The sequence below is a fragment of the Pseudomonas sp. MT92 genome, assembly GCF_058792515.1.
In genome coordinates this window covers 1-24,929 of record NZ_JBXAFA010000008.1, presented here as the reverse complement: position 1 = coordinate 24,929, position 24,929 = coordinate 1, and the positions used below count along the sequence as shown (strand labels likewise).

General features: G+C 59.7%; 23 protein-coding genes. 13 read left to right on the top strand and 10 right to left on the bottom strand.

Translation table 11 applies throughout. The annotated features are described in order from the left end of the window. Window positions 1-113: 113 nt before the first annotated feature. The 4 genes from AC1Q6D_RS16130 to AC1Q6D_RS16115 all read left to right on the top strand — a co-directional run bounded on the left by AC1Q6D_RS16130 (window position 114) and on the right by AC1Q6D_RS16115 (window position 4,797). A complete protein-coding gene (locus AC1Q6D_RS16130) occupies window positions 114-2,867 on the top strand; it encodes a response regulator (RefSeq protein ID WP_103404908.1) in 2,754 nt (917 codons plus the stop codon). 21 nt (window positions 2,868-2,888) lie between these two features. Beyond that, the gene (locus AC1Q6D_RS16125; protein ID WP_103404907.1) at window positions 2,889-3,881 is read left to right on the top strand and encodes a 2-hydroxyacid dehydrogenase; all 993 of its coding nucleotides are present in this window, start codon (window positions 2,889-2,891) and stop codon (window positions 3,879-3,881) included. A gap of 77 nt (window positions 3,882-3,958) precedes the next feature. After that, window positions 3,959-4,393 (top strand): hypothetical protein, encoded by a 435-nt coding sequence (locus tag AC1Q6D_RS16120; protein ID WP_090464336.1) that lies wholly within the window; start codon window positions 3,959-3,961, stop codon window positions 4,391-4,393. Beyond that, window positions 4,393-4,797: an META domain-containing protein gene (locus AC1Q6D_RS16115; RefSeq protein WP_047532250.1), complete on the top strand. Its 405-nt coding sequence runs from the start codon at window positions 4,393-4,395 to the stop codon at window positions 4,795-4,797. Before AC1Q6D_RS16120 ends, AC1Q6D_RS16115 begins: the two co-directional genes overlap by 1 nt. 88 nt (window positions 4,798-4,885) lie before the next feature. Here the strand turns inward: AC1Q6D_RS16115 and AC1Q6D_RS16110 are convergent, their stop codons facing one another. Then, window positions 4,886-5,353, bottom strand: a complete 468-nt coding sequence (locus tag AC1Q6D_RS16110; protein WP_047532251.1) for a TlpA disulfide reductase family protein — start codon at window positions 5,351-5,353, stop codon at window positions 4,886-4,888. Window positions 5,354-5,467: 114 nt separating this feature from the next. Here AC1Q6D_RS16110 and arsC point away from each other — a divergent pair, with 114 nt between their 5' ends. Genes arsC through AC1Q6D_RS16095 form a run of 3 tightly spaced genes read left to right on the top strand, consistent with a single transcriptional unit; the run spans window position 5,468 to window position 6,841 of the window. Then, window positions 5,468-5,821, top strand: a complete 354-nt coding sequence (gene arsC / locus AC1Q6D_RS16105; protein ID WP_103404906.1) for an arsenate reductase (glutaredoxin) — start codon at window positions 5,468-5,470, stop codon at window positions 5,819-5,821. Further along, on the top strand, window positions 5,818-6,414 hold the full coding sequence (gene wrbA / locus AC1Q6D_RS16100; RefSeq protein WP_103404905.1) for an NAD(P)H:quinone oxidoreductase: 597 nt from the start codon (window positions 5,818-5,820) through the stop codon (window positions 6,412-6,414). The genes arsC and wrbA overlap by 4 nt, the downstream gene beginning before the upstream one ends. A gap of 1 nt (window position 6,415) precedes the next feature. Next, the gene (locus tag AC1Q6D_RS16095) at window positions 6,416-6,841 is read left to right on the top strand and encodes a DUF2069 domain-containing protein (protein WP_103404904.1); all 426 of its coding nucleotides are present in this window, start codon (window positions 6,416-6,418) and stop codon (window positions 6,839-6,841) included. Between the two features lie 43 nt (window positions 6,842-6,884). Here the strand turns inward: AC1Q6D_RS16095 and AC1Q6D_RS16090 are convergent, their stop codons facing one another. Together AC1Q6D_RS16090 and ttcA are read right to left on the bottom strand one after the other, a co-directional pair. After that, on the bottom strand, window positions 6,885-7,559 hold the full coding sequence (locus AC1Q6D_RS16090; protein WP_047532259.1) for a DNA-3-methyladenine glycosylase I: 675 nt from the start codon (window positions 7,557-7,559) through the stop codon (window positions 6,885-6,887). 132 nt (window positions 7,560-7,691) lie between these two features. Next, a complete protein-coding gene (gene ttcA / locus AC1Q6D_RS16085; protein ID WP_103404903.1) occupies window positions 7,692-8,516 on the bottom strand; it encodes a tRNA 2-thiocytidine(32) synthetase TtcA in 825 nt (274 codons plus the stop codon). A 314-nt stretch (window positions 8,517-8,830) separates the two neighbouring features. Here ttcA and AC1Q6D_RS16080 point away from each other — a divergent pair, with 314 nt between their 5' ends. Beyond that, a complete protein-coding gene (locus AC1Q6D_RS16080; protein WP_047532264.1) occupies window positions 8,831-9,433 on the top strand; it encodes a Yip1 family protein in 603 nt (200 codons plus the stop codon). A 161-nt stretch (window positions 9,434-9,594) separates the two neighbouring features. Beyond that, window positions 9,595-10,089 (top strand): SprT family zinc-dependent metalloprotease, encoded by a 495-nt coding sequence (locus AC1Q6D_RS16075; RefSeq protein ID WP_103404902.1) that lies wholly within the window; start codon window positions 9,595-9,597, stop codon window positions 10,087-10,089. A 6-nt stretch (window positions 10,090-10,095) separates the two neighbouring features. Here AC1Q6D_RS16075 and AC1Q6D_RS16070 read toward each other — a convergent pair whose 3' ends face one another. Beyond that, window positions 10,096-11,277 (bottom strand): CaiB/BaiF CoA transferase family protein, encoded by a 1,182-nt coding sequence (locus tag AC1Q6D_RS16070; RefSeq protein ID WP_103404901.1) that lies wholly within the window; start codon window positions 11,275-11,277, stop codon window positions 10,096-10,098. Window positions 11,278-11,420: 143 nt separating this feature from the next. After that, window positions 11,421-12,755 (bottom strand): dicarboxylate/amino acid:cation symporter, encoded by a 1,335-nt coding sequence (locus AC1Q6D_RS16065; protein WP_047532270.1) that lies wholly within the window; start codon window positions 12,753-12,755, stop codon window positions 11,421-11,423. 339 nt (window positions 12,756-13,094) lie between these two features. On the opposite strand from AC1Q6D_RS16065, the gene AC1Q6D_RS16060 reads away from it, so the two are divergent. Continuing rightward, complete coding sequence (locus AC1Q6D_RS16060; protein ID WP_103404900.1) at window positions 13,095-14,093, top strand: AraC family transcriptional regulator; 999 nt, start codon at window positions 13,095-13,097, stop codon at window positions 14,091-14,093. 25 nt (window positions 14,094-14,118) lie between these two features. On the opposite strand, the gene AC1Q6D_RS16055 is transcribed toward AC1Q6D_RS16060, so the two are convergent. The 3 genes from AC1Q6D_RS16055 to AC1Q6D_RS16045 form a co-directional block, all read right to left on the bottom strand. Next, window positions 14,119-15,465, bottom strand: a complete 1,347-nt coding sequence (locus tag AC1Q6D_RS16055; protein WP_103404899.1) for an ATP-binding protein — start codon at window positions 15,463-15,465, stop codon at window positions 14,119-14,121. Then, a complete protein-coding gene (locus tag AC1Q6D_RS16050; protein ID WP_047532275.1) occupies window positions 15,462-16,139 on the bottom strand; it encodes a response regulator in 678 nt (225 codons plus the stop codon). Before AC1Q6D_RS16050 ends, AC1Q6D_RS16055 begins: the two co-directional genes overlap by 4 nt. 122 nt (window positions 16,140-16,261) lie before the next feature. Then, entirely contained in the window at window positions 16,262-16,864 is a 603-nt protein-coding gene (locus AC1Q6D_RS16045) for a hypothetical protein (RefSeq protein WP_103404898.1), read from the bottom strand. A gap of 145 nt (window positions 16,865-17,009) precedes the next feature. On the opposite strand from AC1Q6D_RS16045, the gene AC1Q6D_RS16040 reads away from it, so the two are divergent. Together AC1Q6D_RS16040 and AC1Q6D_RS16035 are read left to right on the top strand one after the other, a co-directional pair. Continuing rightward, window positions 17,010-17,801 carry a dienelactone hydrolase family protein gene (locus AC1Q6D_RS16040; RefSeq protein ID WP_090464358.1) on the top strand — a complete coding sequence of 264 codons (792 nt, stop codon included), beginning with the start codon at window positions 17,010-17,012 and terminating at the stop codon, window positions 17,799-17,801. Between the two features lie 109 nt (window positions 17,802-17,910). Next, the gene (locus AC1Q6D_RS16035) at window positions 17,911-18,636 is read left to right on the top strand and encodes a 4'-phosphopantetheinyl transferase family protein (protein WP_207291601.1); all 726 of its coding nucleotides are present in this window, start codon (window positions 17,911-17,913) and stop codon (window positions 18,634-18,636) included. Window positions 18,637-18,693: 57 nt separating this feature from the next. On the opposite strand, the gene AC1Q6D_RS16030 is transcribed toward AC1Q6D_RS16035, so the two are convergent. Beyond that, window positions 18,694-20,304 carry an ATP-binding protein gene (locus AC1Q6D_RS16030; protein ID WP_103404897.1) on the bottom strand — a complete coding sequence of 537 codons (1,611 nt, stop codon included), beginning with the start codon at window positions 20,302-20,304 and terminating at the stop codon, window positions 18,694-18,696. Next, window positions 20,301-21,023, bottom strand: coding sequence for a winged helix-turn-helix domain-containing protein (locus AC1Q6D_RS16025; RefSeq protein WP_103404896.1), 723 nt, complete (start codon window positions 21,021-21,023; stop codon window positions 20,301-20,303). The genes AC1Q6D_RS16030 and AC1Q6D_RS16025 overlap by 4 nt, the downstream gene beginning before the upstream one ends. Window positions 21,024-21,756: 733 nt before the next feature. Between AC1Q6D_RS16025 and AC1Q6D_RS16020 the strand changes: the two genes are divergently transcribed. Then, a complete protein-coding gene (locus AC1Q6D_RS16020; protein WP_103404895.1) occupies window positions 21,757-24,651 on the top strand; it encodes a ribonucleoside-diphosphate reductase subunit alpha in 2,895 nt (964 codons plus the stop codon). The last annotated feature ends 278 nt before the right edge of the window (window positions 24,652-24,929 follow it).

Below are 24,929 nucleotides of genomic sequence, written 5' to 3'. Positions count from 1 at the left end.
AATGACGACATCAATTTTACAAAGATTGCCCGCCTGCAAATCGCTACACTGCGCAAGTGGTACGTGCCGGATGCACGTGCAGCTCTATAAATAGCGGGATGCAGGAGAGATGCGTGCTCAAGAAACTGGGAATTAAAGGCCGCGTGCTGTTGCTGACCCTGTTGCCGACCAGCCTGATGGCCTTGGTTCTGGGCGGTTATTTTACCTGGATGCAGCAATCCGACCTGCAAACCCAACTCATGCAGCGCGGCGAAATGATCGCCGAGCAACTGGCACCGCTGGTGGCTCCGGCCATGGGGCACAAGAACAGTGAGTTGCTTGAGCGCATCGCCACGCAGTCCCTGGAACAACCGGATGTGCGTGCGGTGACCTTCCTCGCGCCGGACCGCACGCCATTGGCCCACGCGGGCCCGACCATGCTCAACCCGGCACCGCTGGGTGATGGCTCGCAAATGCTGCGCCGCAGTGGCAGCGACGCAACGCGTTACCTGCTTCCGGTATTCGGCAAGCACCGTAACCTGGCCGGCGACCTGATTCCCGATGAAGCCGACCGCCTGCTGGGCTGGGTCGAACTCGAACTGTCCCACAACGGTATGTTGCTGCGCGGTTATCGCAGCTTGTTTGCCAGCCTGTTGATGATTGCGGCCGGCCTGAGTGGCGCGGCGCTGCTGGCATTGCGCATGGGCCGCACCATCAATCGACCGCTGACTCAGATCAAGCAAGCCGTGGCTCAGCTCAAGGATGGGCATCTGGAAACCCGTCTGCCCCCCCTCGGCAGCCAGGAGCTGGACGAGCTGGCGTCAGGGATCAACCGCATGGCTGGCACCCTGCAAAATGCCCAGGAAGAATTGCAGCACAGCATCGATCAGGCCACTGAAGACGTGCGTCAGAACCTCGAAACCATCGAAATCCAGAACATCGAACTCGATCTGGCGCGCAAGGAAGCGCTGGAGGCGAGCCGGATCAAATCCGAGTTCCTGGCCAACATGAGCCATGAAATTCGTACGCCGCTCAACGGCATTCTCGGTTTCACTCATCTGCTGCAAAAAAGCGAACTGACCCCGCGCCAGCTCGACTACCTGGGTACCATCGAAAAATCAGCCGACAACCTGCTGGGGATCATCAACGAGATTCTCGACTTCTCGAAAATCGAGGCCGGCAAACTGGTACTCGACCATATTCCGTTCAACCTGCGCGACCTGCTGCAGGACACCCTGACCATCCTCGCCCCCGCCGCCCACGCCAAGCAGCTGGAACTGGTGAGCCTGGTCTACCGCGACACACCGCTGTCGCTGGTGGGCGATCCGCTGCGGCTCAAGCAGATCCTCACCAACCTCGTGAGCAACGCGATCAAGTTCACCCGCGAAGGCACCATCGTCGCCCGGGCCATGCTCGAAGACGAACACGAAGACAGTGTGCAACTGCGCATCAGTATTCAGGACACCGGCATCGGTCTGTCTAACCAGGACGTGCGCGCGCTGTTCCAGGCCTTCAGCCAGGCCGACAATTCGCTGGCGCGGCAACCGGGTGGCACCGGTCTGGGGCTGGTGATTTCCAAGCGCCTGATCGAACAGATGGGCGGAGAGATCGGCGTCGACAGCACGCCGGGAGAGGGGTCGGAATTCTGGATCAGCCTCAGCTTGCCCAAGACCCGCGACGATGCCGAAGACCTGCCCGGCCCACCACTGATGGGACGACGCGTGGCGGTACTGGAAAACCACGAACTGGCCCGCCAGGCGTTGCAGCACCAATTGGAAGACTGTGGACTCGACGTCACACCGTTCAACACCCTGGAAAGCCTGACCAACGGCGTGACCGGCGCCCACCAGACCGAACAGGCGATCGATCTGGCGGTATTGGGTGTCACCAGCAATGACATGCCGCCGGAACGCCTGAACCAGTACATCTGGGACCTCGAGCACCTGGGCTGCAAAGTGCTCGTGCTGTGCCCGACCACTGAGCAGACGCTGTTCCATCTCTCGGTACCCAACCCTCACAGTCAACTGCAGGCCAAACCGGCCTGCACCCGTAAACTGCGTCGTGCGCTATCCGATCTGATCAACCCGCGCCAACTGCGCAGCGAACCCGAAGAACCGGTTTCCAGCCGCGCGCCAAAGGTGCTGTGCGTCGACGACAACCCGGCCAATCTGCTGCTGGTGCAAACCCTGCTCGAAGACATGGGCGCCAAGGTGCTCGCGGTGGAAAGTGGTTATGCCGCGATCAAGGCGGTGCAGAGCGAGACGTTCGATCTGGTGCTGATGGACGTGCAGATGCCCGGCATGGATGGGCGCCAGAGCACCGAAGCGATCCGTCAGTGGGAAAGCGATCGTCATTGCACGCCTTTGCCCATCATCGCCCTCACCGCCCATGCCATGGCCAACGAAAAACGGGCGTTGCTGCAAAGCGGCATGGACGACTACCTGACCAAACCGATCAGCGAGCGGCAACTGGCGCAAGTGGTGCTGAAATGGAGTGGCCTGGCGCTGCGCAACCAGCATCCGGAGCGCTTGGGCGACAGCCACGGCAGTGCCTTTGAGTTGCAGGTGCTCGATCACGATGAGGGTTTGCGCCTGGCGGCGGGCAAGGCTGACCTGGCGGCGGACATGCTGGCGATGCTGTTGGCCTCGCTGGAAGCCGACCGTGAAGCGATCCGTCAGGCTCAGGAAAGCCACGACCACAATGCCCTGATCGAGCGGGTCCATCGTCTGCATGGCGCCACCCGCTATTGCGGCGTTCCACAACTGCGCGCCGCCTGCCAGCGCAGCGAAACCCTGCTCAAGCAACAGGACCCGAGGGCCTTCGGCGCTCTCGAAGAACTCGACCGGGCGATCAATCGCCTGGCCGTCCAGGCGCGTATCAACGCCTGATGCACTTTCCAGGAGGACAACATGCGCACGATTCTTTTCAGCAGCCAGACCTACGACCGTGACAGTTTTCTCGCCGCAGACCTGCCCGCCGATATCGAACTGCACTTTCAATCGGCACGCCTGAGCCTCGATACGGTGGCATTGGCCGAGCAGCACGAGGTCGTCTGCGCCTTCATCAATGATGACCTCGGCGCCCCGGTGCTCGAACGCCTGGCTGCGGGCGGCACCCGGCTGATCGCCCTGCGCTCGGCCGGTTACAACCATGTCGACCTGGCGGCGGCGAATCGCCTGGGGCTGGCGATTGTGCGCGTCCCGGCCTATTCGCCGCACGCGGTGGCCGAACATGCGGTGGCACTGATATTGGCGCTCAACCGCCGCTTGCACCGCGCCTACAACCGCACCCGCGAAGGCGATTTCAGCCTGCACGGTCTGACCGGCTTCGACCTCGTGGGCAAGACTGTTGGCGTGGTCGGCACCGGGCAAATCGGCGCGACCTTCGCCAGAATCATGAACGGCTTCGGTTGCAAGCTGTTCGCCTACGACCCTTTCCCCAACCCCGAAGTCGAAGCACTGGGCGCTCGTTATCTGAGCTTGCCGCAACTGCTGGCCGAGTCGCAGATCATCAGCTTGCATTGCCCGCTCAACAAAGAGAGCAAACATTTGATCAACCGCGAATCACTGGCGCACATGCAGCCGGGCGCGATGCTGATCAACACCGGACGCGGTGGCCTGGTGGATACACCTGCGTTGATCGATGCCTTGAAGGATGGTCAATTGGGTTATCTGGGACTGGATGTCTATGAGGAGGAAGCGCAGCTGTTCTTCGAAGACCGTTCCGACTTGCCATTGCAGGACGATGTGCTGGCGCGACTGCTGACGTTCCCCAACGTGATCGTGACCGCGCACCAGGCGTTCCTGACCCGCGAAGCCCTGGGCGCGATTGCCGCGACCACCCTGCAGAACATCGCGGCATGGATGACAGGCAACCCCGAAAACCGGGTCGAGGGCGACTGAACCTGATCGAAGGTCATATGCCCGCGCCATGCTGCGTGTATGCCCGTGCTAGCATATCGCGCATATTTGGAGGACCCATGGTCGAACACGATTTTCGCTACAACCTGATGAACCCGCAACACACCCTCACCGAATGCCGCGCCCTGGTGCCGGGGCGTTATCAAGTCACCGGCAACGGCGGCTCGATTCGTAACAACGACGTGCTGATCGTGACCCTCAAAGGCGCCAAGGACTTGTCCATGCGCCTGACCGTCGAAACGGTTCGCCACCTGATCAACCCGCCTGGCCAATGGGTCGCGGTGGCCAGTGGTCCGGTGTTCGGTGAATTGGCGATCCACACCTGGCAAGTGAACTGTGACAGCTGCGCCAAAGAATTGAGTTTCGAGTTCGCGGTCGACGCCAAACTGGGCAATAAAGCGGAAAAACCTGCGGCCACTGCGCGGATTGCCGAGCTGGGCTGGAAGTCCGTTGGCGAGAAACACCTGTGCCCGAAATGCCAGGAGCCCGCTTGATGAAACGCCTCGCTCTGACCGCGATGGTCGGTGCCAGCCTGTTTGGCTGCGCCGCCGAGCCGGTGCAATTGCAACAAAATCGTAGCTACATCCTGGAGTGGATCGGCGAACGTCCCCTGATGGATTACAGCCACCTGACCATCACCCTCGCTGACGACGGTCGGGCCTACGGTAGCGGCGGCTGCAACCACTGGTTCGCGCCGTACACGCTCGAAGGCGACAAGCTCAGTTTTGGCAAAGTCGGCAGCACCCGCAAACTCTGCGCGCCGGCGTTGATGGAGCAAGAAAAACGTTTCCTCCAGGCGCTGGAGAATGTACAGCGTTGGGACGTTTCGCCGATTGACCAGATGCGCTTCTGGCCGGCTGAAGGCAAGCCGCTGCGCTGGTGGCTTGAAGAAGGTTGATCAACACCCTGTCCCGCTCATGTGAATGACTGTGGCGAGGGTGCGGCGATCCGACAGCCCCTCGCCACAAGCGTTCACATCGTTGAAGTCAGTTTTTAGCCTGCAACGCCTCCAGCTTCGCCATCACCCCCGCCGCCGTTTGCTCGCCCATCAATTGTTCGCGCACCTTGCCCTTGTTATCGATGATGTAAGTCACCGGCAACGCCTCGCTGCGTGGTAGTTCGAACAAATCGGCTGGATCCTGCGCCAACACGGTGAACTTGATCCCGAGTTTCTCGCTGGCACCTTTCAGATCTTCGCCCTGTACATTGTCGAAATTGACCCCGAACACACCGATCTTCTTGTCCTTGAGTTGGTCGGCCAAGTGGTTCAATTCCGGAATCTCGGTGCGGCACGGGCCGCACCATTCCGCCCAATAGTTGAGTACCAGCCATTTACCGTCCAGACGATCGGCGGCGACTTTCTGTCCGTTCTGGTCAATGCCGTAGTCATTACCGCAACCCCCCAGCATCAACGCCCCGATGATCGTCAATGCCGCTGCCAGTCGCCTTGTCATGTCGTGTTCCTTGTCAAAAATTGAATGCGCCTGCGACCCATCGCCTCTCGCGGTTCAGGAATGCGCGCTGCACAGTTAGAATAGCCGCCACCTTACGCAAGATGCGACCCGCTCATGACCGATCTGACGCTTTATCACAACCCGCGCTGCTCGAAATCCCGCGGTGCGCTCGAACTGCTTGAATCCCGTGGCCTGACGCCGTCGGTGGTGCGCTACCTCGAAACGCCACTGGACGCCGCACAAATCCAGAGCCTGCTGGGCAAACTCGGGATCAGCGCCCGACAACTGTTGCGCACTGGCGAGGACGAGTACAAGAGCCTCAACCTGGCCGACAGCAGCCTGAGCGAGGCGCAATTGATCGCCGCCATCGCCGCTCACCCTAAACTGATGGAGCGACCGATTCTCGAAGTCGGCGACAAAGCCGTCATCGGCCGTCCGCCGGAGCAGATTCTGGAGCTGCTGCCGTGACTGCGCCCTACATTCTGGTGCTGTACTACAGCCGCAGTGGCTCGACCAACGAAATGGCCCGGCAGATTGCCCGGGGCGTCGAGCAGGCTGGCCTTGAGGCGCGGTTGCGCACCGTGCCGGCGATCTCCACCGAATGCGAAGCCGTATCGCCAGAGATTCCGGACGAAGGCGCGCTCTACGCCAGCCTCGATGACTTGAAGAACTGCGCTGGCCTGGCGCTGGGCAGCCCCACCCGCTTCGGCAACATGGCGGCGCCGCTCAAGTACTTTCTCGACGGCACCAGCAACCTGTGGTTGACCGGCGCCCTCGTCGGCAAACCGGCTGGTGTCTTCACTTCCACAGCGAGCCTGCACGGCGGCCAGGAAACCACCCTGCTCTCAATGATGCTGCCGCTACTGCACCACGGCATGCTGATTACCGGCCTGCCGTATAGCGAATCGGCGCTGCTGGAAACCCAGGGTGGCGGCACGCCGTATGGCGCGAGCCACCATGCGGGTGCCGACGGCAAAAGCGCTCTGGATGCCCATGAAGTGGCGCTGTGCCGCGCGCTGGGCTCACGCCTGGCCAAGACTGCCCAGAAACTGGAGCGATGAAGTGGCCAAGAAACCGAAGATCCTGCCTTCCATCGAGTGGCTCGCCCCCAGGGTCCAGGCCATGCGCGTCATCAGCCTGCTGTGCTTTTTCGGGCTGGTGGGGCTGCTTTGCGTCTACTACCTGGCGGTCGCCGATCTGCACGGTGCGCGGCCTTGGGTGATCCTGCTGATCGAACTGGTGCCGCTGCTGTTGCTGGCGCCGGGAATGATCGTCGGCAGCGCCCGTGGACATTCATGGATGTGCTTTGTGGTGAACCTGTATTTCATCAAGGGCGCGTTGGCTGCCTATGACCCGAACCGGCAGATTTTCGGCTTGCTGGAGATGGGCGCGAGCCTGGCCGTGTTCTGCTCGGCACTGTTGTATGTGCGCTGGCGGTATCAGTTGAACCGCAAGCTGGCGGGCGAAGGCGAAATCTCTGCCGCCTGATATGAAGCCATCGCGGGCTTGCCCGCGATAGGTCGACTCGGTCTCAATGATTCACGGTGTAGGCCAGCATCATCGAAATCTGACTCATCGGCCGTCCGCCACTTTCCTCATGCCACTGGTTGAACACACCCTGCACCAACGCCAGATCCCGCTGGCTGCTGGGCACCTTGTCAATGATGTTCTGCGCATTCAATGCCGCCACCACGTCATAGCTCGGCACAAAAGTGTCTTTGCCAACCATGCGAAGAAAACGCGGCGCCGACAGACCGCCCAACTGATGGCCACGCTTTTTCAGGAAGGTCCAGAGCCCGACGATATCGGTCACCGGCCAATCGGCGATCATCGCGCCGAAGCTGCCCTTTTCATGAGCCACATCCAGCACGAACTGCGCATTGCGCGGCACGCTCTTGAGCTTGCCCAGGTGGCGGATGATCCGCGCGTCCTGCATCAGGCGCTCCAGGTGTTCGGCGCTCATCAGCACGACTTTTTCCGGGTCGAACTTGAAGAAGACCTCTTCGAAGGCCGGCCACTTGGCGTCGACCAGGCTGTGCTTGAGCCCGGCGCGGAATACACGCAATGCCATGGTCGAGAGGTAGCGATCGTCGCTGATTTTGCGCAATTGCGCCGGGGTCTTGGGAACGGGCAGATGGGCTTCCAGTTCAGCCGCCGAACCGAAACGGTTCAAGCAGTATTCGTTCAGCCACTTGTAGTCGCGCATGCCCTCTCCTGAGGAATGAAACAAAAACCAAAAGTGGGAGCGAGCTTGCTCGCGATGGCGATGTGTCAGCCGGCAATGTTGTCGACTGATTGGACGCAATCGCGAGCAAGCTCGCTCCCACCGTAATTGTGGTTACAGGTTGACCACATTGACGAAGCGGGATGCAGCGCTTTCGTCGATACGCAGGCTAGTGAAGTCGAACAGGTTGCGGTCCGCCAATTGCGACGGGATCACGTTCTGCAGACTGCGGAAAATGCTCTCGGTACGACCCGGGGTCTTGCGCTCCCAGTCCTGCAGCATTTCCTTGACCACCTGACGCTGCAGGTTTTCCTGGGAGCCACAGAGGTTGCACGGGATGATCGGAAATTGCTTGAGGTCCGAATAGGCCTGGATGTCTTTTTCGTTGCAGTAGGCCAGCGGGCGGATCACCACGTTGCGGCCATCGTCGGCGCGCAGTTTTGGCGGCATGGCCTTGAGCGACCCGTTGAAGAACATGTTCAGGAAAAACGTCTCGACAATGTCGTCACGATGGTGGCCGAGCGCCATTTTGGTCGCGCCGATTTCGTCGGCGAAGGTATAGAGCGTGCCGCGACGCAGGCGCGAGCACAGCGAGCAGGTGGTCTTGCCCTCCGGAATCAGCTCCTTGACCACCGAGTAAGTGTCTTTCTCGACAATGTGGTACTCGATGCCCAGCTCTTTGAGGTAGGCCGGCAGCACGTGCTCAGGGAAGCCCGGTTGCTTCTGATCCATGTTCACCGCCACGATCTCGAACTTGATCGGCGCCACCTTCTGCAAGTGCATCAGCACATCGAGCATGGTGTAGCTGTCCTTGCCACCGGACAGGCAGACCATGACTTTGTCACCGTCTTCAATCATGTTGAAGTCGGCAACAGCCTCACCGGCCTGACGGCGAAGGCGCTTTTGCAGTTTGTTCTGGTTGACCGTAAGAGTGCCCATGACGCGAAATCCGTGAGGTGTGACGAAAGGCCGGCATTTTACGCAAAAACACTCCGCTGGCGAAGGCCCTCGGGCCCCATGTGGCCAGGGAGCCGGCTCCCTCCCCGTAAATTCGGTCCTGCACAGACTCTACGGCGATTAAGACGCGCGTTTACAGCGCGATTTGCTCTAATACCCTTACTCCCTCAAGGGAAACTCCTTCCTATACTGCGACATAAGGTCGCATTCATATCCAGACCTGTAACTTACTTGGCCAATTTGGCCCGTAAGCGCTCCACTGGGGGGCGACGGTAAAAACAAGAGGAGTGACTGGCATGATCCATCACGTAGTGGGGCTTTTCACCCACCCTGATCAGGAATGGAAAGAAATCCGTGGCGACCAGGAGGAAAGCATCAGCCACATGTACCTGACCCACACACTGATTCTGGCGGCGATTCCTGCGGTGTCGGCGTTTATCGGCACCACACAGGTCGGCTGGGTCATCGGCAATCGAGCGCCGGTGATGCTGACCCAAGAGAGCGCGCTATGGATGACCATCATGTCGTACCTGGCCATGCTGGGCGGCGTGGCAGTCATGGGCGCGTTCATCCACTGGATGGCCCGCACCTATGATGCCAATCCAAGCCTGGCGCGTTGCGTGGCATTTGCCACCTACACCGCAACCCCGCTGTTCATTGGCGGCCTTGCGGCACTGTACCCGCACATGTGGCTGGGAATGATCGTCGGCACTGCGGCGATCTGCTACACCGTTTACCTGTTGTATGTTGGCTTGCCGACGTTCATGAACATTCCATCCGACGAAGGCTTTCTGTTTTCCAGTTCAGTACTTGCCGTAGGCCTGGTGGTGCTGGTGGCCATCATGGCGTTCACCGTGATCGTCTGGGGACTCGGCGTGGGGCCGATCTATACCAATTAGCAACACCCCCTCCAAAAACTAGATCTGCCGACACACCGGCCGCCGCAAGGCGGCCTTTTAATGCCTCCAGTACAGACAACGGCAACAACCATTCGGCGCTTCGGCGATTCGCAAGGCTCGAGGGTTGCGGCATACTCGACACCTCTGGAGATCCATCAAGCATGCCCGAGCAACTCAATATCCGCGTCGAAGACTGTTTCCAACAAGCCGAATCCTTTTTCAAACGAACTTTCAAACGCCCCGTGGTAAGCCTCAAGCTGCGCGGGCAAAAAGCCGGTGTCGCGCATTTGCACGAGAACCTGCTGCGCTTCAACCCGCAACTGTATCGGGAAAACACCGAAGACTTCCTCAAGCAGACGGTAGCCCACGAAGTCGCGCACCTGATTGCCCATCAACTGTTCGGCGACCGCATCCAGCCCCATGGCGAAGAATGGCAATTGATCATGCGCGGCGTGTACGAACTGCCGCCCAACCGCTGCCACACCTATGACGTCAAACGCCGCAGCGTGACCCGTTACATCTATAAATGCCCGTGCGCAGAGAGTGACTTTCCGTTTTCGGCGCAGCGCCATAGCCTGGTACGACAGGGCCGACGGTATTTGTGTCGGCGGTGTCGAAGCACGTTGGTGTTCAGCGGGGAAATGCGGGTCGAGTAGTGGACGCTAGAGAACCACTTTGGCACGCCGCAATTCAGCAATCCGCTCAGCGCTATACCCCAACTCATCCAACACCTGATCCGTATGCTGCCCCAGTGTCGCGCCAACATGTCCGGGCTGCGGCAAACCTTGCGAAAACTTCAATGGACACGCCATCTGCAGCTGGCTCGTACCATCCCCCCGTGGCACCTCGATCACCAGTTCCCGCGCCTGCATTTGTGGATGCTGCACCGCCTCGCTCAGACTCAACACCGGTTCGACACAGGCATCCAGACCGGCAAACATTGCGCACAACTCGGCAAAATCATGCTTTTCGAACTCGACCTTCAGCGCGTCCTTGAGGCGCTTTTGCTGGGCCGGTTGCGGCGATAAGCCGAGGTTGGCCAGTGCCTCCAGCCCCAAGGCCGTGCACAGCCGTTTCATGAAGTCCGGTTCCAGGCTGCCCACCGACAACCAGCGCCCATCCCGCGAGCGGTAATAGTCGTAGAAACTGCCGCCATTGAGCATCTGGTCTTCCCGACCCGGCTCAACGCCACAGGCCAGATACCCGGCTCCGGCCATGGCGTTCAGGCTGAACGCACAATCGGTCATGCTCACATCCAGGTATTGCCCCAGACCGGTTTGCTGCCGAGCGATCACCGCCGCCAGCAGGCCGATCACCCCGTGCAGCGAGCCACCGGCGACATCCGCCACCTGGGCGCCCAAGGGCAGCGGCCCACTGTCGGCGCGGCCGGTGTAGCTTGATAGCCCAGCCAGGGCCAGGTAGTTGATGTCATGTCCGGCGCGATCCTTGTAGGGGCCGGTCTGCCCGTAACCGGTGATCGACACGTAAATCAGCTTCGGATTGATCGCTTTCAAGGCTTCATAGCCCAGGCCCAATCGTTCCATGACGCCTGGGCGAAATTGCTCCAGGACGATGTCGTAGTCCTGCAACAGCTGTTTGATCACGTCCAGCGCCTCGGGTTGCTTGAGGTCCATCGCCAGGCTGCGCTTGTTGCGATTGAGGTAGGCATGACTGGCGGAAACGCCCCGGTCATGGGGCGGCAACACGCGCAGCAGGTCCATGCGAGTCGGCGACTCGATGCGCAGGACCTCGGCGCCCATGTCCGCCAGCAGCAACGAGGCGAACGGCCCGGGCAGTAGTGTCGAAAAATCCAGAACCTTGAGTGATGCCAGTGGACCAACCATGAATGTTCTCCCTAGACGATGCCCCAGACTAGGCAGCCAGACGCTCAGGGGCAATCACCTAATGTGCCAGTGACGGTGACCCTTGTGCTCAGGTCGCGGGCAAAAAAAACCCGCCGAAGCGGGTTTTTTCATCATGACAAGGTTTACTTGGCGTTAGTCGGGGTTGCCCCTTCGACGTGGCCCAGAACATCGTCCTTAGGTTCATCGGCAATGCCGCGACCGCCCGAGGCCAGCTCGGCGTGCATCACGTCGGTGTCCAGTTCCTTGACCCACTTGGCCACCACCAATGTGGCAACGGCGTTGCCCACCAGGTTGGTCAGCGCACGGGCTTCGGACATGAAACGGTCGATACCGAGGATCAGCGCCAGACCGGCAACCGGCAGGTGACCCACGGCGGACAGGGTGGCGGCCAGTACGATGAAACCACTGCCGGTCACGCCCGCAGCGCCCTTGGAGGACAGCAGCAGTACCACCAGCAAGGTGATCTGGTGGGTGATATCCATGTGAGTATCGGTGGCCTGGGCAATGAACACGGCCGCCATGGTCAGGTAGATCGCAGTGCCGTCGAGGTTGAACGAGTAACCGGTCGGGATTACCAGACCCACCACGGATTTCTGCGCCCCCAGACGCTCCATCTTGATCAGCATGCGCGGCAGTACCGATTCCGAGGACGAAGTACCCAGCACGATCAGCAGTTCTTCACGGATGTAGCGGATCACTTTCAGCACGCTGAAACCGTGAGCGCGAGCGATAGCGCCCAGCACGATCAGGATGAACAGCAGGCAAGTGATGTAGAAGCAGGCCATCAACTGACCCAGTTGCACCAGCGACCCGACACCGTAGGCACCGATGGTGAACGCCATGGCACCAAAGGCACCAATTGGCGCGAGCTTCATGATCATGTTGATGATGTTGAACATCACGTGGGCGAAGCGATCGATGAAGTCGAGGATCGGCTTGCCGTAGGCACCCAGGCGATGCAGGGCGAAACCGAAGATCACCGAGAACATCAACACTTGCAGGATGTCGCCTGTGGCGAACGCGCCGACGATGGTGGTCGGGATCACGTTGAGCAGGAAGCCGACGACACTTTGATCGGCACCGGCCGCAACATAGGTGGCGACTTTGGAGGCGTCCAGCGTGCTGACGTCGATGTGCATGCCAGCGCCTGGCTGCACGATGTTGACCACAACCAGACCCACCAGCAGGGCGATGGTCGAAACGATTTCGAAGTAGAGCAGTGCGTAACCACCGGTCTTGCCGACCGACTTCATGTCCTGCATGCCGGCGATACCGCTGACGACGGTGCAGAAAATGATAGGGGCGATGATCATTTTGATCAGCTTGATGAACCCGTCACCCAGCGGCTTAACGGCCACACCGAGCTGTGGGTAGTAGTGACCGAGCAAAATACCGATGACAATTGCAACGATCACCTGGAAATACAGGGATTTGTACAGTGGCTGACGAGTCGTCATTGCAAAGTTCCTCAAGAGTGCACGGTGACAACATCCATCTGTTATCCACGGCACCTGAATTGCGAACCCTCCTGCACTGGAGGGATTTGTTTTTTCGAGCCCCGCGACGGCAGGCATCTGCTCGTTGTATCGCAAGGCCCATGCCACCTTCCGCGAAAACCCTGCAAGCCTTTTGACAGCAAGGGTTGCAAGCATTTTCTGTTTATCCGGCGGATAGTTTGCAGTGGCGGATTTCCGCCCATCGACCGGATCTCATCCTGCAATTTGGCGGATATCCGCCCTGTTCATTGGGAAGTGCCGCCGCTACCATCCGTCGCTCAATAGATGGATTTGCCTGTCATGCGCGAACGCACCATCGCCAGTCATTTCGCCCGTGCCGCCCTCGGTGGCGCGCAACGGCGTGGTTATGACTATTCGGCTCTGTTGCAGCAATTGGGGATCAGCCCCGAATTGCTCGACGAGCCGCGGGCGCGTATCGCTCCGGAACAGTTCGCTCGACTGATCCAGGCACTTTGGCTGGCACTGGACGACGAGTACCTGGGTTTCGGAAAAGGCCAGAGCAAGCCGGGCAGCTTCGCAATGATGTGCCATGCCGTGATCCACTGCCGAAATCTGGATAAGGCACTCAACCGTGGCTTATTGTTTTATAGCCTATTCCCCGATGCCCCGCGCCTGACCCTGACGCGTGAAGATGAAATGATCCGCCTGAGCCTGGACGATGCGCATCTGTGGGATCCGGACCATTTCCTCACCGAAAGCCTGCTGGTGATCTGGCACCGCTTCGGCAGCTGGCTGATCGGCCAGCGCATTCGATTGGAACAAGCCACGTTCAGCTATCCGCGACCGGAGCATGGGGCCGAATACGATTTGCTATTTTCCTGTCCGCTTGAGTTTTCCACCCTGCACAGCAGCCTGCTGTTTCACAGCCGCTACTTGAACATGCCGCTGTTGCAGGACGAGCGGACGCTCAAGCTTTTTCTTGAGCGCTCTCCTGCCGATCTGCTATCGCGCCCTGACGATGGCGACAGTTTAAGCAGTCAGCTGCGGCGGCTGCTCAGTCGCGACAGTTCGCGCTGGCCGGATCTGGAAGCCGTGGCCGCGCACTTGCACATCAGCCCGCAAACCTTGCGCCGCCATTTGCGCGAAGAAGGCAGCAGTTTTCAGGAGTTGAAGGACCAGTTGCGTCGTGACATTGCGATTTATCATTTGAGCCGCGCCAACCTGTCGTTGCAACAGATTGCCGAGCAGCTGGGATTTTCCGAGCCCTCGGCGTTTCATCGGGCGTTCAAGAAGTGGACGGGGCTGACGCCGGGGGCGTACCGCGCGCAGGAGAATTGAAGGAATAACCTGTAGGAAACCAGGATCAAACCGCCGGGAAATGAATCCGGAACGCCGCTCCGCCCAAGGGTGAGTCGCCCAGGGTCAGTTTGGCGTTGTAGCTTTCGATGATGTCCTTGACCACTGCCAGGCCGATGCCCTGCCCCGGGTGCTGGCGGTCAAGACGCTCACCGCGCTGCAGGATTCGCGCGCGCTGGTCGGTGGGGACTCCGGGGCCGTCGTCTTCGACACACAACTCGATACCGCTCAAGGTCTGGCGAACACTGATTCGTACTTCACCAAGGCACAAGCGATAAGCGTTCTCCAGCAGGTTCCCCATCATCTCCAGCAAGGCGCCCTGCTCGATGGGCACATAACACTGCGGCGGCAAGTCCATGGCGACTCGCACGCGCTTGTCGCGATAAACCTTATCCAAAGTGTCACACAGACTTTGCAACACGGGCTGCAGCTGTACCTGATGGCGCACAAGACCGCTTTTGCGCAGGCTGGCGCGTTGCAATTGATAGCTGATCTGCTGACTCATGCGCTCGATCTGGGTTTGCAGGACCCGGGCTTGCTCACGATTTTCCGGGCGTTGCGCCATGTCTTCGCTGACGCCTTGCAACACCGTCAAAGGGGTTTTAAGGCTGTGCGCCAGGTCGTCAAGGGAGTCGCGATAACGGCTGCGCTGCTCACGCTCGCTGTGTAGCAAGCGGTTCAGGGAACCAGTCAAGCGCAGCAGTTCGCGCGGGTGTTGCTCGCTGAGACTTTCGCGGGTACCGCCTTCGATCTCATCCAGCTCCTGACTGAGCCGGCGCAACGCCTGCAAGCCCCAGGTCAGACCGATCCACAGCAAGGCCAGCAATACCAGCAATGCCGCACCGAAGCCCAGGTAGAGGTTTTCCCGCAGGCCTTCAAGGGTGTGTTCGTATTCGCGCACCGGCTGCAGCGCGACAATGCTGAAAGCCGCGCTTTTACCACCCAGCAGCTTGACCTCGACGTCATAGACGAAGAACTCCTGGCCATTGGCTTCGTTGATTCTTGCGAACTCGTTACCGCGCCCATCGTAGCGCGGCTTGTAATTGATGTTTTCCTCCTGAGTGCCCTTCGACCGCCAGACCAGATGACCTTCACGGTCATAGATATAACCGAGCAAACGGCTGTCGGTAAGGTTGAAGCGCTCGTCGGGCAATTGCGCCGGCATCTGCAGATGATTGTTCTCCACCCGGGCGGCGGAGATCAGCGTCGTCACATCCGATGCCAGACGCTGTTCGATGGAGTCCTGCAGAGCCAGGCTGAACGCACCCTGCATGGCCGGCAGCAACGCGAGCATGAACAACACCGCCAGGATGGTGGCGGCGAGCATCAAGCGAACGCGTAGAGAACGAATCAACTGCAGCGCTCATTGAACAGGTAGCCGAGGCCTCTTACGGTATCGATCGGTTTGAACCCGACCGGCCCTTCCAGCTTGCGCCGCAGACGGCCGACAAGCACTTCGATCACGTTCGGATCGCGCTCGTCGTCATCCGGGTACAACTGTTCCATCAGGCGATCCTTGGCCACCACTTGCTGGTGATGGAGCATCAGGTATTCAAGGATGCGGTACTCGTATGCCGTCAGTGCCAGTGGCTGCTCGTCGAGCGATGCCTGCTTGCGATTCAGATCAAGCAGCAACGGCCCGGCGACAATGGTCGACTGGGTGAAACCGCTGGACCGACGCAGCAAGGCATTGAGCCGGGCGTCGAGTTCTTCGAACTGGAATGGCTTGACCACATAGTCATCAGCACCGGCGGCGAGGCCTTCGACCTTGTCCTGCCAGTTGCCACGCGCCGTGAGGATGAGGATCGGAAAGGTCTTGCCCCGCGAGCGCAGTTGACGAATCAGGTCGAGCCCGCCCATACCCGGCAGACCGAGGTCGATCACCGCCAGGTCATGATTGAACTGTTCGGTCTGGTACAAAGCCTCTTCGGCATTGGCCACGGACTCGACTACGTGTCCGCTATCCGTCAGGCGGGTTTGCAGGTGATGGCGCAATAGCGCCTCATCTTCGACGACCAGCAGTTTCATAACACGCTCCCAGGCAAATCAATGTCTCCAGAGGTACGAACAGCGCACCTCGATAGTGTACAGGCCGGCACCGGTTCAACCTCATGGCTGATCCGGTGCCGGCCCGTCGCGAACGTTTTATTTCAGAAAGCGTAGTTGGCGGAAACGTAAGTCTGGGCGCTGCTGGTCAGTCTCAGCGAACCCTGTTTGCTGCCACCGTGTTCGCTCATCTCGGTGCTGGCATTGCTTCGCAGGTATCGGTACCCCAGTTCAACTGACGTATTTCGCGAAATCTGCTGTAGAACTCCCGCCTGACCACCCAGCGCGTAACCGATATTGCTGTCGCGACTGAAACCTGGCGATTCCTGAGTCATTTTGGTCAATCCCGCCGAGGCGCCGCCGAAGAGTTTGGTAGTGCCGCCTACCGGGTAGAACAGATCGTAGCTGCCCAAGAGGTTCTCCTGACGCAGTTTAATGCCATTGTGCGAGCCCGACACGTTGTCGTAAGTGGCGTAGTAGCGCCCTTGGCTGTTTTGCTGGCCCAGACGCACACCCCAGGTTGTGTCCTTGCCAATCACGCCGTCAGCGTTCGGACGATTAAGGTTGTCGTTCAGGGCGTGGGACTTTTTGATCTTGTCGCTGGTCTGCCCTAAAGTCAGGCTACCGAAAGTGTCGTCGGACGCGAACGCTGTCGTGCTTGCGCCCAAAACGGTGAATGCCAGAAGCAGTTTTTTGAATCCAGTCATAGTGAAACTCCTAGTGAGTTGCTTGTTTATTGGCTACGGGGCAAGACTACTTACGTCGCCCTGAACTCCCCCTGAACGCGCCCTTAACCTAAGCTGAACCAACTCCTCCCGAGTGTTTCCAAGAGTTTCAACAGGAGATTCGACCATGCGCATGTTCCTCGCTGTCCTCTTGCTGGCCTTGAGCGGGCTCAGCCAGGCCGCCATAAAGACCCAGGAAATCCCCTACCAAACTGCCGACGGCACGAAAATGATCGGCTATTACGCCTACGACGACGCGATCAAGGGGCCGCGACCCGGTGTTGTGGTCGTGCATGAGTTCTGGGGGCTCAACGACTACGCCAAACGACGTGCCCGGGATCTGGCCGGTCTGGGCTACAGCGCACTGGCCATCGATATGTATGGTGACGGCAAGAACACCGAACATCCGAAGGACGCCATGGCTTTCATGCAAGCCGTTTTGAAGGACAGCGCGGTGGCCAGCGCACGGTTCCAGGCCGGGCTCGATCTGCTGAAGAAACAGCCGCAAACCGACCCCAATAAAATGGCCGCCATCGGCTACTGCTTCGGTGGTGGCGTGGTGCTCAATGCGGCACGTCAGGGTGTGCCCTTGGCGGGTGTCGTCAGTTTCCACGGCGCGCTGGCAACCAATACCCCCGCTACGCCAGGCAGCGTGAAAGCGAAAATCCTCGTCGAACACGGCGCCCGTGACAGCATGATCACTCCCGAAAATGTCGCTGCGTTCAAAGCCGAAATGGACAAGGCCGGCGCCGACTACACATTCGTCAGCCTCGACGGTGCCAAGCATGGCTTCAGCAACCCTGATGCCGATCGCTTGAGCCACGGCGATCATGGTGGGCCGGACATCGGTTACAACAAGCCGGCGGATGAAAAGTCGTGGGCGGACATGCAGGCGTTTTTCAAAAAGATTTTCAGCTGACACGCCCAACATCGGGAGCCGAGCATCCCTGTGGCAAGGGAGCTTGCTCCCTCGCCACAAAACCCTCGACTACTACCCAGCGCCAATCCAACCCGGCAAAATGCCAGACATGAAACCACTCCCCGCCCTGCCCGCTTTTTGCACCCCACTTGATGCCCATTGGCCGCTGCCCCATGTGCTGCCCGATACCATACTGTTGAGCACGCACTTCAATACCTCGCAACTGGTCAGTGATGATTTCCAGCGCAGCGCCATTGAAGCGCCAGCGACCATCCAGCGCTCGGTCGCCAAGCGTCAGGCAGAGTTTCTCGCCGGCCGCGTCTGCGCCCGTGCCGCGCTGCAACAATTGGAAGGTCTGAACGTCAGCCCGGCCATCGGCGAAGACCGGGCCCCAGTCTGGCCGGCACACATTACCGGCTCGATCACCCACAGCACGGGCCGTGCCGCCGCTATCGTCGCAAAAAAAAGCCATTGGCGCGGACTGGGAATGGACCTGGAAAACCTGCTCAACACCGAACGGGCCGAGCGCCTGGCCGCAGAGATCCTCACCCCGCCGGAACTGCAGCGCATGGCCGCCGGCCATCACGATCAACTGGCGTTATGGGTAACCCTGACATTTTCCGTGAAAGAGAGCCTGTTCAAGGCGCTCTATCCGATCGTCCGGCAGCGTTTCTATTTTGAACACGCCGAAGTACTGGAGTGGACTGAGAGTGGAGAGGTGCGGCTGCGATTACTGACAGACCTGTCCGCCGAGTGGCGCAATGGCACCGAGCTGGATGCGCAGTTCGGGGTCAAAAATGGGCAGTTGTTGAGCCTGGTCAGTCTCCAGGCCTGAAAACTCCAGTGCCTGTATGTGTTGCTCGCAAAGGCGATTGCCCAGACAACCAAGCTCTCAGCGCTTCTCCTGATTGCGCGGCCAGCTCAAACTGAAACAGGCCCCGCCAAGGCTCTTGCTCTTGCCGATCAACGCCCGGCCGTCGTGCCAATGGATAATGCGTCGCACGATGGACAGCCCCAAGCCATGTCCACCCGACGCACGGGTGCGGCTGTCATCCAGCCGCAGGAACGGGGTAAAGATTTTCTCCCAGGCGATTTCCGGCACACCCGGCCCGTCATCCTCGACATCGACCCGACAGCGTTGCTGCCCAACCTGATAGCTGATGGTCACCCGTGATTGCGCGTGACGCATGGCATTACTCACCAGGTTCTGCAGCGCCCGATGCAGGTAGCGCGGCTCAGCCTCGACCCAGGCGTCGTCGCAATCGGCCGCCGACAGGCACAACCCGCGCTGCACCGTGACGTCGGCACGCAAAGGCGCCAGTTCCTCGATCACCTGATTGACCAGCGCATCCAGGTCGATGCGCTGGAAGTTCAGCGCCGGCGAGCCCTGCTCGAGCCTTGCGTAAGTGAGCATTTCGTCGACCAGTCGGTCGAGATCCTCAATGTCGTGGTCCATGCCTTCACAGTACTTTTCCAGGGCTTGCGGCGTGGTGGCCGAACCAATCATCTCCAGACCGAAACGCAGGCGCGCCACCGGCGTACGCAGCTCGTGGGAAACGGCGCGCACCAGTTCGCGCTGGATTGCCAGCAATTGTTGCAAGTGTTCGGCCATGCCGTTGAACGCCGACGCCAAACGCCCCACCGAGTCCGCACCGCGCGCCGGCACACGGGTTTCCAGGCTACCCCTGGCGATGCGCGTGGCCGCTGCCTCAAGACCGCGCAAGCGGCGCTCCAGTTGGCGAACCAGCAAGTAAACGATCAACCCGATCAGCGTGAGGCCCAGTGCGGCAATCAGCACGAGCCATTCCGGCGGATAAGGATTCATCTGATACAAAGGGCCGATTTCCAGGACCCATGGCGTCCCGACCATGCCAGCGAACACACGGATCGAGTCGCCCTCCTTGCCCAGCGCCATCACCGTGTCACCTTCGGACACTCGACGACTCTGGTCCTCGTCCATGTCCGCCTCATCGACCGTGACCAGACGCAAGTCGAAGCCAAAACCCTTGTCTTGCTTCAGTTGCGCCAAGCGCTGGGGTTGCTCGGCCACCGGCACGCGCACCAGTTCATCGGTCAACAGGTAAATCGTCGCCCGCGCCAGTTGCTCACTGATCTGCTGGACTTCCCCCGTGAGTACCAGTTGTTCCTTTTCGCTGACCAGCCGGTAAACCTTCGCCGCATGCGGACCGGTCTGCTCCACCAGCGCTTGCCCGTGCAGCACACGGGTGCGCTGGGTCAGGTCAAGGTCCGTCTGGTTGAAGGTTTTCAGCGCCAGCGGAATCCCCAGCAGGCGTTCCCACACTAACAAGGCACGATGGCGCTCGGTCTCGTTCATCGGTTGCAGGTTGTCGGCCATCAACGAGAACGTGCCATGGGCCAGGCGCTCGCGGTACTGCTCGCTGCGTACCTGGTTGAGCATGTGTAACGCCAGCACACCGAGCACCGCCACCAGAACCAGCGCGGCGCACATGCCGCCGTAGATACGCAGGAAGATCGAGTTCACAGCGGCGAGTCTACGCAGGCCTCAGGAACGAACAGGTAGCCTTTGCTGCGCACGGTCTTGATCAGACGAGGGTGATCCGGGTCATCGCCGATTTTCGGACGGATGCGTGAAATGCGCACGTCGATGGAGCGATCCTGGCCGTCATAGCCGATGCCACGCAGCGCCGTGAAGATTTCTTCCCGGGACAGAATGCGTCCGGCATTGGCTACCAACAGCCAGAGCAGATCGAATTCGGCGCTGGTCAGTTCGATGCCATGGTCGTTAAGCCAGGCTTCGCGCAAAGCGTTGTCCACGACCAGCGGACCGAACTGCAGCCGCCGTTGTTTCTCCGGCGCGGCTTCTGGTGCTTCACTGCGCCGCAACAGCGCCTGGATGCGCGCCAGCAACAAACGCGGGCGCACGGGTTTGCATACGTAGTCGTCGGCACCCAGGTCGAGGCCGAGGATCTGGTCGGTATCGTCGGTCCGCGCGGTGAGCATCAGGATCGGCCCGTCATAGCGGTCGCGGACTTTGCGGCAAATGCTCAAGCCGTCCTCGCCGGGCAGCATCAGGTCGAGGATTACCAGGTCCGGTTTTTCCTTGATGATGCGGCCAGCGGCGAGGGCACCATCGCCTTCGATCGACACTCGCAGGCCGTTGGCTTCCAGGTAATCGCGGGTCAGCTCGGCCAGACGCTGGTCGTCCTCGACAATCAATACCTGCCAGGCTTCTTGCTCCACGGGTGACCTCTTCTTGCCAGTAACTCTAATAAGGAAGGATCCGCCCGTCTTTTTGTAACGATTGGGGAGGATAAATTGCCTACAGGCTGGCCGATTGTATAAACGTCGCTCGCGCAGAACACAAGCCGCTAAATGCGTTCGGACAAGACGGTTTTTTGTGATAGGGTTCGCGCCCTTAAAAATCCACCCGGCCGTTTTCAATCATTGAAAATTGATGAAAAAAGGTCCGGTCCAGCAGCATTGCGGCCTACACGCCGATTCGCTCTTTCACACACAATTTACGCACAGGCTTATCCACAGGTAGTACGTTGCAATCCCCCCCCAAAACGCATTATCTTGTACCTCGGCGCCAAAAAAACCCTAGATGTAGGGTTTTGCGCAAAAAACCAAACACAAACCGGACACCAATTTCAAGCGCTTTTCTTGCCACCCTCCGGTTGAACCAAACGTATTTTCGACAGCCAAAACCGCGCGTGCGGATGGTTACTGTATTTCGGCCCATAAGGGTGAAAACGGTACGGGTGTTGCAGTCCCCAACTGTCACCTCAAAGGACCCCGGCCTCCCGCCCAAGGCGTGAGACCAAAGACTTCGGCATGGAAGCGGCGCCCCAATAGCCCCCTTCCTACTGTCCCGAAGTTGTTATGCCCGGCATTTGCCGGTTGTAGTGCTTCAGGACAGAACGGTGGGCACCGTGATGGTGCCCAAACAAACATAGAGAACGTGGAGACACCCATGCAAACCGACACAACTCGCGAGAACCCGCAGGGCACCTTGCCGCAGGCCGCTGATTCGAATTCGGATCTGTCCGCCACCGCGCCGGGCCAGCTTCGCGTGATCAAGCGTAACGGCACTGTCGTTCCTTACACCGATGACAAAATCACCGTCGCCATCACCAAAGCGTTTCTCGCAGTTGAGGGCGGCACCGCTGCCGCTTCGTCGCGAATCCACGACACCGTTGCACGCCTGACCGAACAGGTCACCGCGACCTTCAAGCGTCGCATGCCATCGGGCGGCACCATCCACATCGAAGAAATCCAGGACCAGGTCGAACTGGCCCTGATGCGCGCCGGCGAGCAAAAAGTTGCTCGCGACTACGTGATCTATCGTGATGCCCGTTCCAAGGAACGCGCCGTACGCGCCCCGGCCGAAGATGCGGTCAACGCTCATCCTTCGATCCGCATTACCCGTGCCGACGGCAGCCTGGCGCCGCTGGACATGGGCCGCCTGAACACCATCGTCACCGAAGCCTGCGAAGGCCTGGAAGAAGTCGACGGCGACCTGATCCAGCGCGAAACCCTGAAAAACCTGTACGACGGCGTGGCCCTGACCGACGTCAACACCGCCCTGGTGATGACTGCCCGTACGCTGGTCGAGCGTGAGCCAAACTACTCGTTCGTCACCGCGCGCCTGCTGATGGACACCCTGCGTGCCGAAGGCCTGGGCTTCCTCGGCGTCGCCGAAAGCGCCACCCACCACGAAATGGTCGACCTGTACGCCAAGGCCCTGCCTGCCTACATCGCCAAGGGTATCGAATTCGAATTGCTGAACCCGGTTCTGGCCGACTTCGACCTGGAAAAACTGGGCAAGGCGATCAACCACGAGCGCGACCAACAGTTCACCTACCTGGGCCTGCAAACCCTGTACGACCGTTACTTCATCCACAAGGATGGCGTGCGGTTCGAACTGCCGCAGATTTTCTTCATGCGCGTGGCCATGGGCCTGGCGATCGAAGAGAAGCAAAAGGAAGACCGTGCGATCGAGTTCTACAACCTGTTGTCGTCCTTCGACTACATGTCCTCGACCCCGACGCTGTTCAACGCCGGCACCCTGCGTCCGCAGCTGTCGAGCTGCTACCTGACCACCGTGCCGGATGACCTGTCGGGCATCTACCACGCGATCCACGACAACGCCATGTTGTCGAAATTCGCCGGCGGCCTGGGCAACGACTGGACGCCTGTTCGTGCACTGGGTTCGTACATCAAGGGCACCAACGGCAAATCCCAGGGCGTCGTACCGTTCCTGAAAGTCGTGAACGACACTGCCGTCGCCGTTAACCAGGGAGGCAAGCGCAAGGGCGCTGTCTGTGCCTACCTGGAAACCTGGCACATGGACATCGAGGAGTTCATCGAACTGCGCAAGAACACCGGTGATGACCGTCGTCGTACCCACGACATGAACACCGCCAACTGGATTCCTGACCTGTTCATGAAGCGTGTCTTCGATGATGGCAAGTGGACCCTGTTCTCGCCGTCCGAAGTTCCAGACCTGCACGACCTGACTGGCAAGGCCTTCGAAGAGCGCTACGAGTACTACGAAGCCCTGACCGAGTACCCAGGCAAGGTCAAGCTGTTCAAGACCATCCAGGCCAAAGACCTGTGGCGCAAAATGCTGTCCATGCTGTTTGAAACCGGCCACCCATGGCTGACCTTCAAAGACCCGTGCAACCTGCGCAGCCCGCAGCAGCACGTCGGCGTGGTCCACAGCTCGAACCTGTGCACCGAGATCACCTTGAACACCAACAAGGACGAAATCGCCGTTTGCAACCTGGGCTCGATCAACCTGCCAAACCACATCGTCAACGGCAAGCTGGACACCACCAAGCTGCAACGCACCGTGAACACGGCAGTACGCATGCTCGATAACGTGATCGACATCAACTACTACTCGGTGCCGCAAGCGAAGAACTCCAACTTCAAGCACCGTCCGGTCGGCCTGGGCATCATGGGCTTCCAGGACGCGCTGTACCTGCAACACATCCCTTACGGTTCCGACGCAGCAGTCGAGTTTGCCGACAAGTCGATGGAAGCGGTCAGCTACTACGCGATCCAGGCTTCCTGCGACCTGGCTGACGAGCGCGGTGCCTACGAGACGTTCCAGGGCTCTCTGTGGTCCAAGGGCATCCTGCCGCTGGATTCGCAACAGATCCTGATCGAACAACGTGGCCAGAAGTACATCGACGTTGACCTGAACGAAACCCTGGACTGGGCCCCTGTGCGCGCCCGTGTACAGAAAGGCATTCGTAACTCCAACATCATGGCCATCGCACCGACCGCGACCATCGCCAACATCACTGGCGTTTCGCAGTCGGTCGAACCGACCTACCAGAACCTCTATGTGAAATCGAACCTGTCGGGCGAATTCACCGTGATCAACCCGTACCTGGTTCGCGATCTGAAAGCTCGCGGTCTGTGGGATTCGGTCATGATCAACGATCTGAAGTACTACGACGGTTCCGTGCAGCAAATCGAGCGCATCCCGCAAGAGCTCAAAGAGCTCTACGCGACCGCCTTCGAAGTGGACACCAAGTGGATCGTTGACGCGGCAAGCCGTCGTCAGAAGTGGATCGACCAGGCCCAGTCCCTGAACCTGTACATCGCCGGCGCTTCGGGCAAGAAGCTGGACGTGACCTACCGCATGGCCTGGTACCGTGGTCTGAAAACCACTTACTACCTCCGTGCCCTGGCCGCGACCAGCACCGAGAAGTCGACCATCAACACCGGCAAGCTGAACGCTGTTTCCAGCGGCGGCAACCACGGCGACGACTCGGTCCTGGCTGCGCCAGCAGGTCCGGCGCCAGTGCCGAAGGCTTGCGCCATCGACGAGCCGGATTGCGAAGCTTGCCAATAAGCTGAGCTGGTCAGCGTCGCAAGACGCTTTCCTGAAACCCCCGATGAGCCACTGGCTGATCGGGGGTTTTCTTTTGGCTCTTGCAGGCGAAAACGTGCTCGCGATGCAGGTGAAAACCACACGGTTATTCAGCCAGAACACGTGATCGTTAACGCCCGTCGCGAGCAAGCTCGCTCCTACCGGACCGACCCAAACTAAAAAGCCCCTCTTGCGTTATTCCCCCCAGTCTGCAATACATAATTAGGGCTTTACAGGCGATTTCCTCTATCGATACCCCT

Coding starts and splice junctions, on each gene's coding strand:
- AC1Q6D_RS16125 (WP_103404907.1), top strand. CDS start 2,889: ATGCGCACGATTCTTTTCAGCAGCCAGACCTACGACCGTGACAGTTTT.
- AC1Q6D_RS16120 (WP_090464336.1), top strand. CDS start 3,959: ATGGTCGAACACGATTTTCGCTACAACCTGATGAACCCGCAACACACC.
- AC1Q6D_RS16115 (WP_047532250.1), top strand. CDS start 4,393: ATGAAACGCCTCGCTCTGACCGCGATGGTCGGTGCCAGCCTGTTTGGC.
- AC1Q6D_RS16110 (WP_047532251.1), bottom strand. CDS start 5,353: ATGACAAGGCGACTGGCAGCGGCATTGACGATCATCGGGGCGTTGATG.
- arsC (WP_103404906.1), top strand. CDS start 5,468: ATGACCGATCTGACGCTTTATCACAACCCGCGCTGCTCGAAATCCCGC.
- AC1Q6D_RS16090 (WP_047532259.1), bottom strand. CDS start 7,559: ATGCGCGACTACAAGTGGCTGAACGAATACTGCTTGAACCGTTTCGGT.
- ttcA (WP_103404903.1), bottom strand. CDS start 8,516: ATGGGCACTCTTACGGTCAACCAGAACAAACTGCAAAAGCGCCTTCGC.
- AC1Q6D_RS16080 (WP_047532264.1), top strand. CDS start 8,831: ATGATCCATCACGTAGTGGGGCTTTTCACCCACCCTGATCAGGAATGG.
- AC1Q6D_RS16075 (WP_103404902.1), top strand. CDS start 9,595: ATGCCCGAGCAACTCAATATCCGCGTCGAAGACTGTTTCCAACAAGCC.
- AC1Q6D_RS16070 (WP_103404901.1), bottom strand. CDS start 11,277: ATGGTTGGTCCACTGGCATCACTCAAGGTTCTGGATTTTTCGACACTA.
- AC1Q6D_RS16065 (WP_047532270.1), bottom strand. CDS start 12,755: ATGACGACTCGTCAGCCACTGTACAAATCCCTGTATTTCCAGGTGATC.
- AC1Q6D_RS16060 (WP_103404900.1), top strand. CDS start 13,095: ATGCGCGAACGCACCATCGCCAGTCATTTCGCCCGTGCCGCCCTCGGT.
- AC1Q6D_RS16050 (WP_047532275.1), bottom strand. CDS start 16,139: ATGAAACTGCTGGTCGTCGAAGATGAGGCGCTATTGCGCCATCACCTG.
- AC1Q6D_RS16045 (WP_103404898.1), bottom strand. CDS start 16,864: ATGACTGGATTCAAAAAACTGCTTCTGGCATTCACCGTTTTGGGCGCA.
- AC1Q6D_RS16040 (WP_090464358.1), top strand. CDS start 17,010: ATGCGCATGTTCCTCGCTGTCCTCTTGCTGGCCTTGAGCGGGCTCAGC.
- AC1Q6D_RS16035 (WP_207291601.1), top strand. CDS start 17,911: ATGAAACCACTCCCCGCCCTGCCCGCTTTTTGCACCCCACTTGATGCC.
- AC1Q6D_RS16020 (WP_103404895.1), top strand. CDS start 21,757: ATGCAAACCGACACAACTCGCGAGAACCCGCAGGGCACCTTGCCGCAG.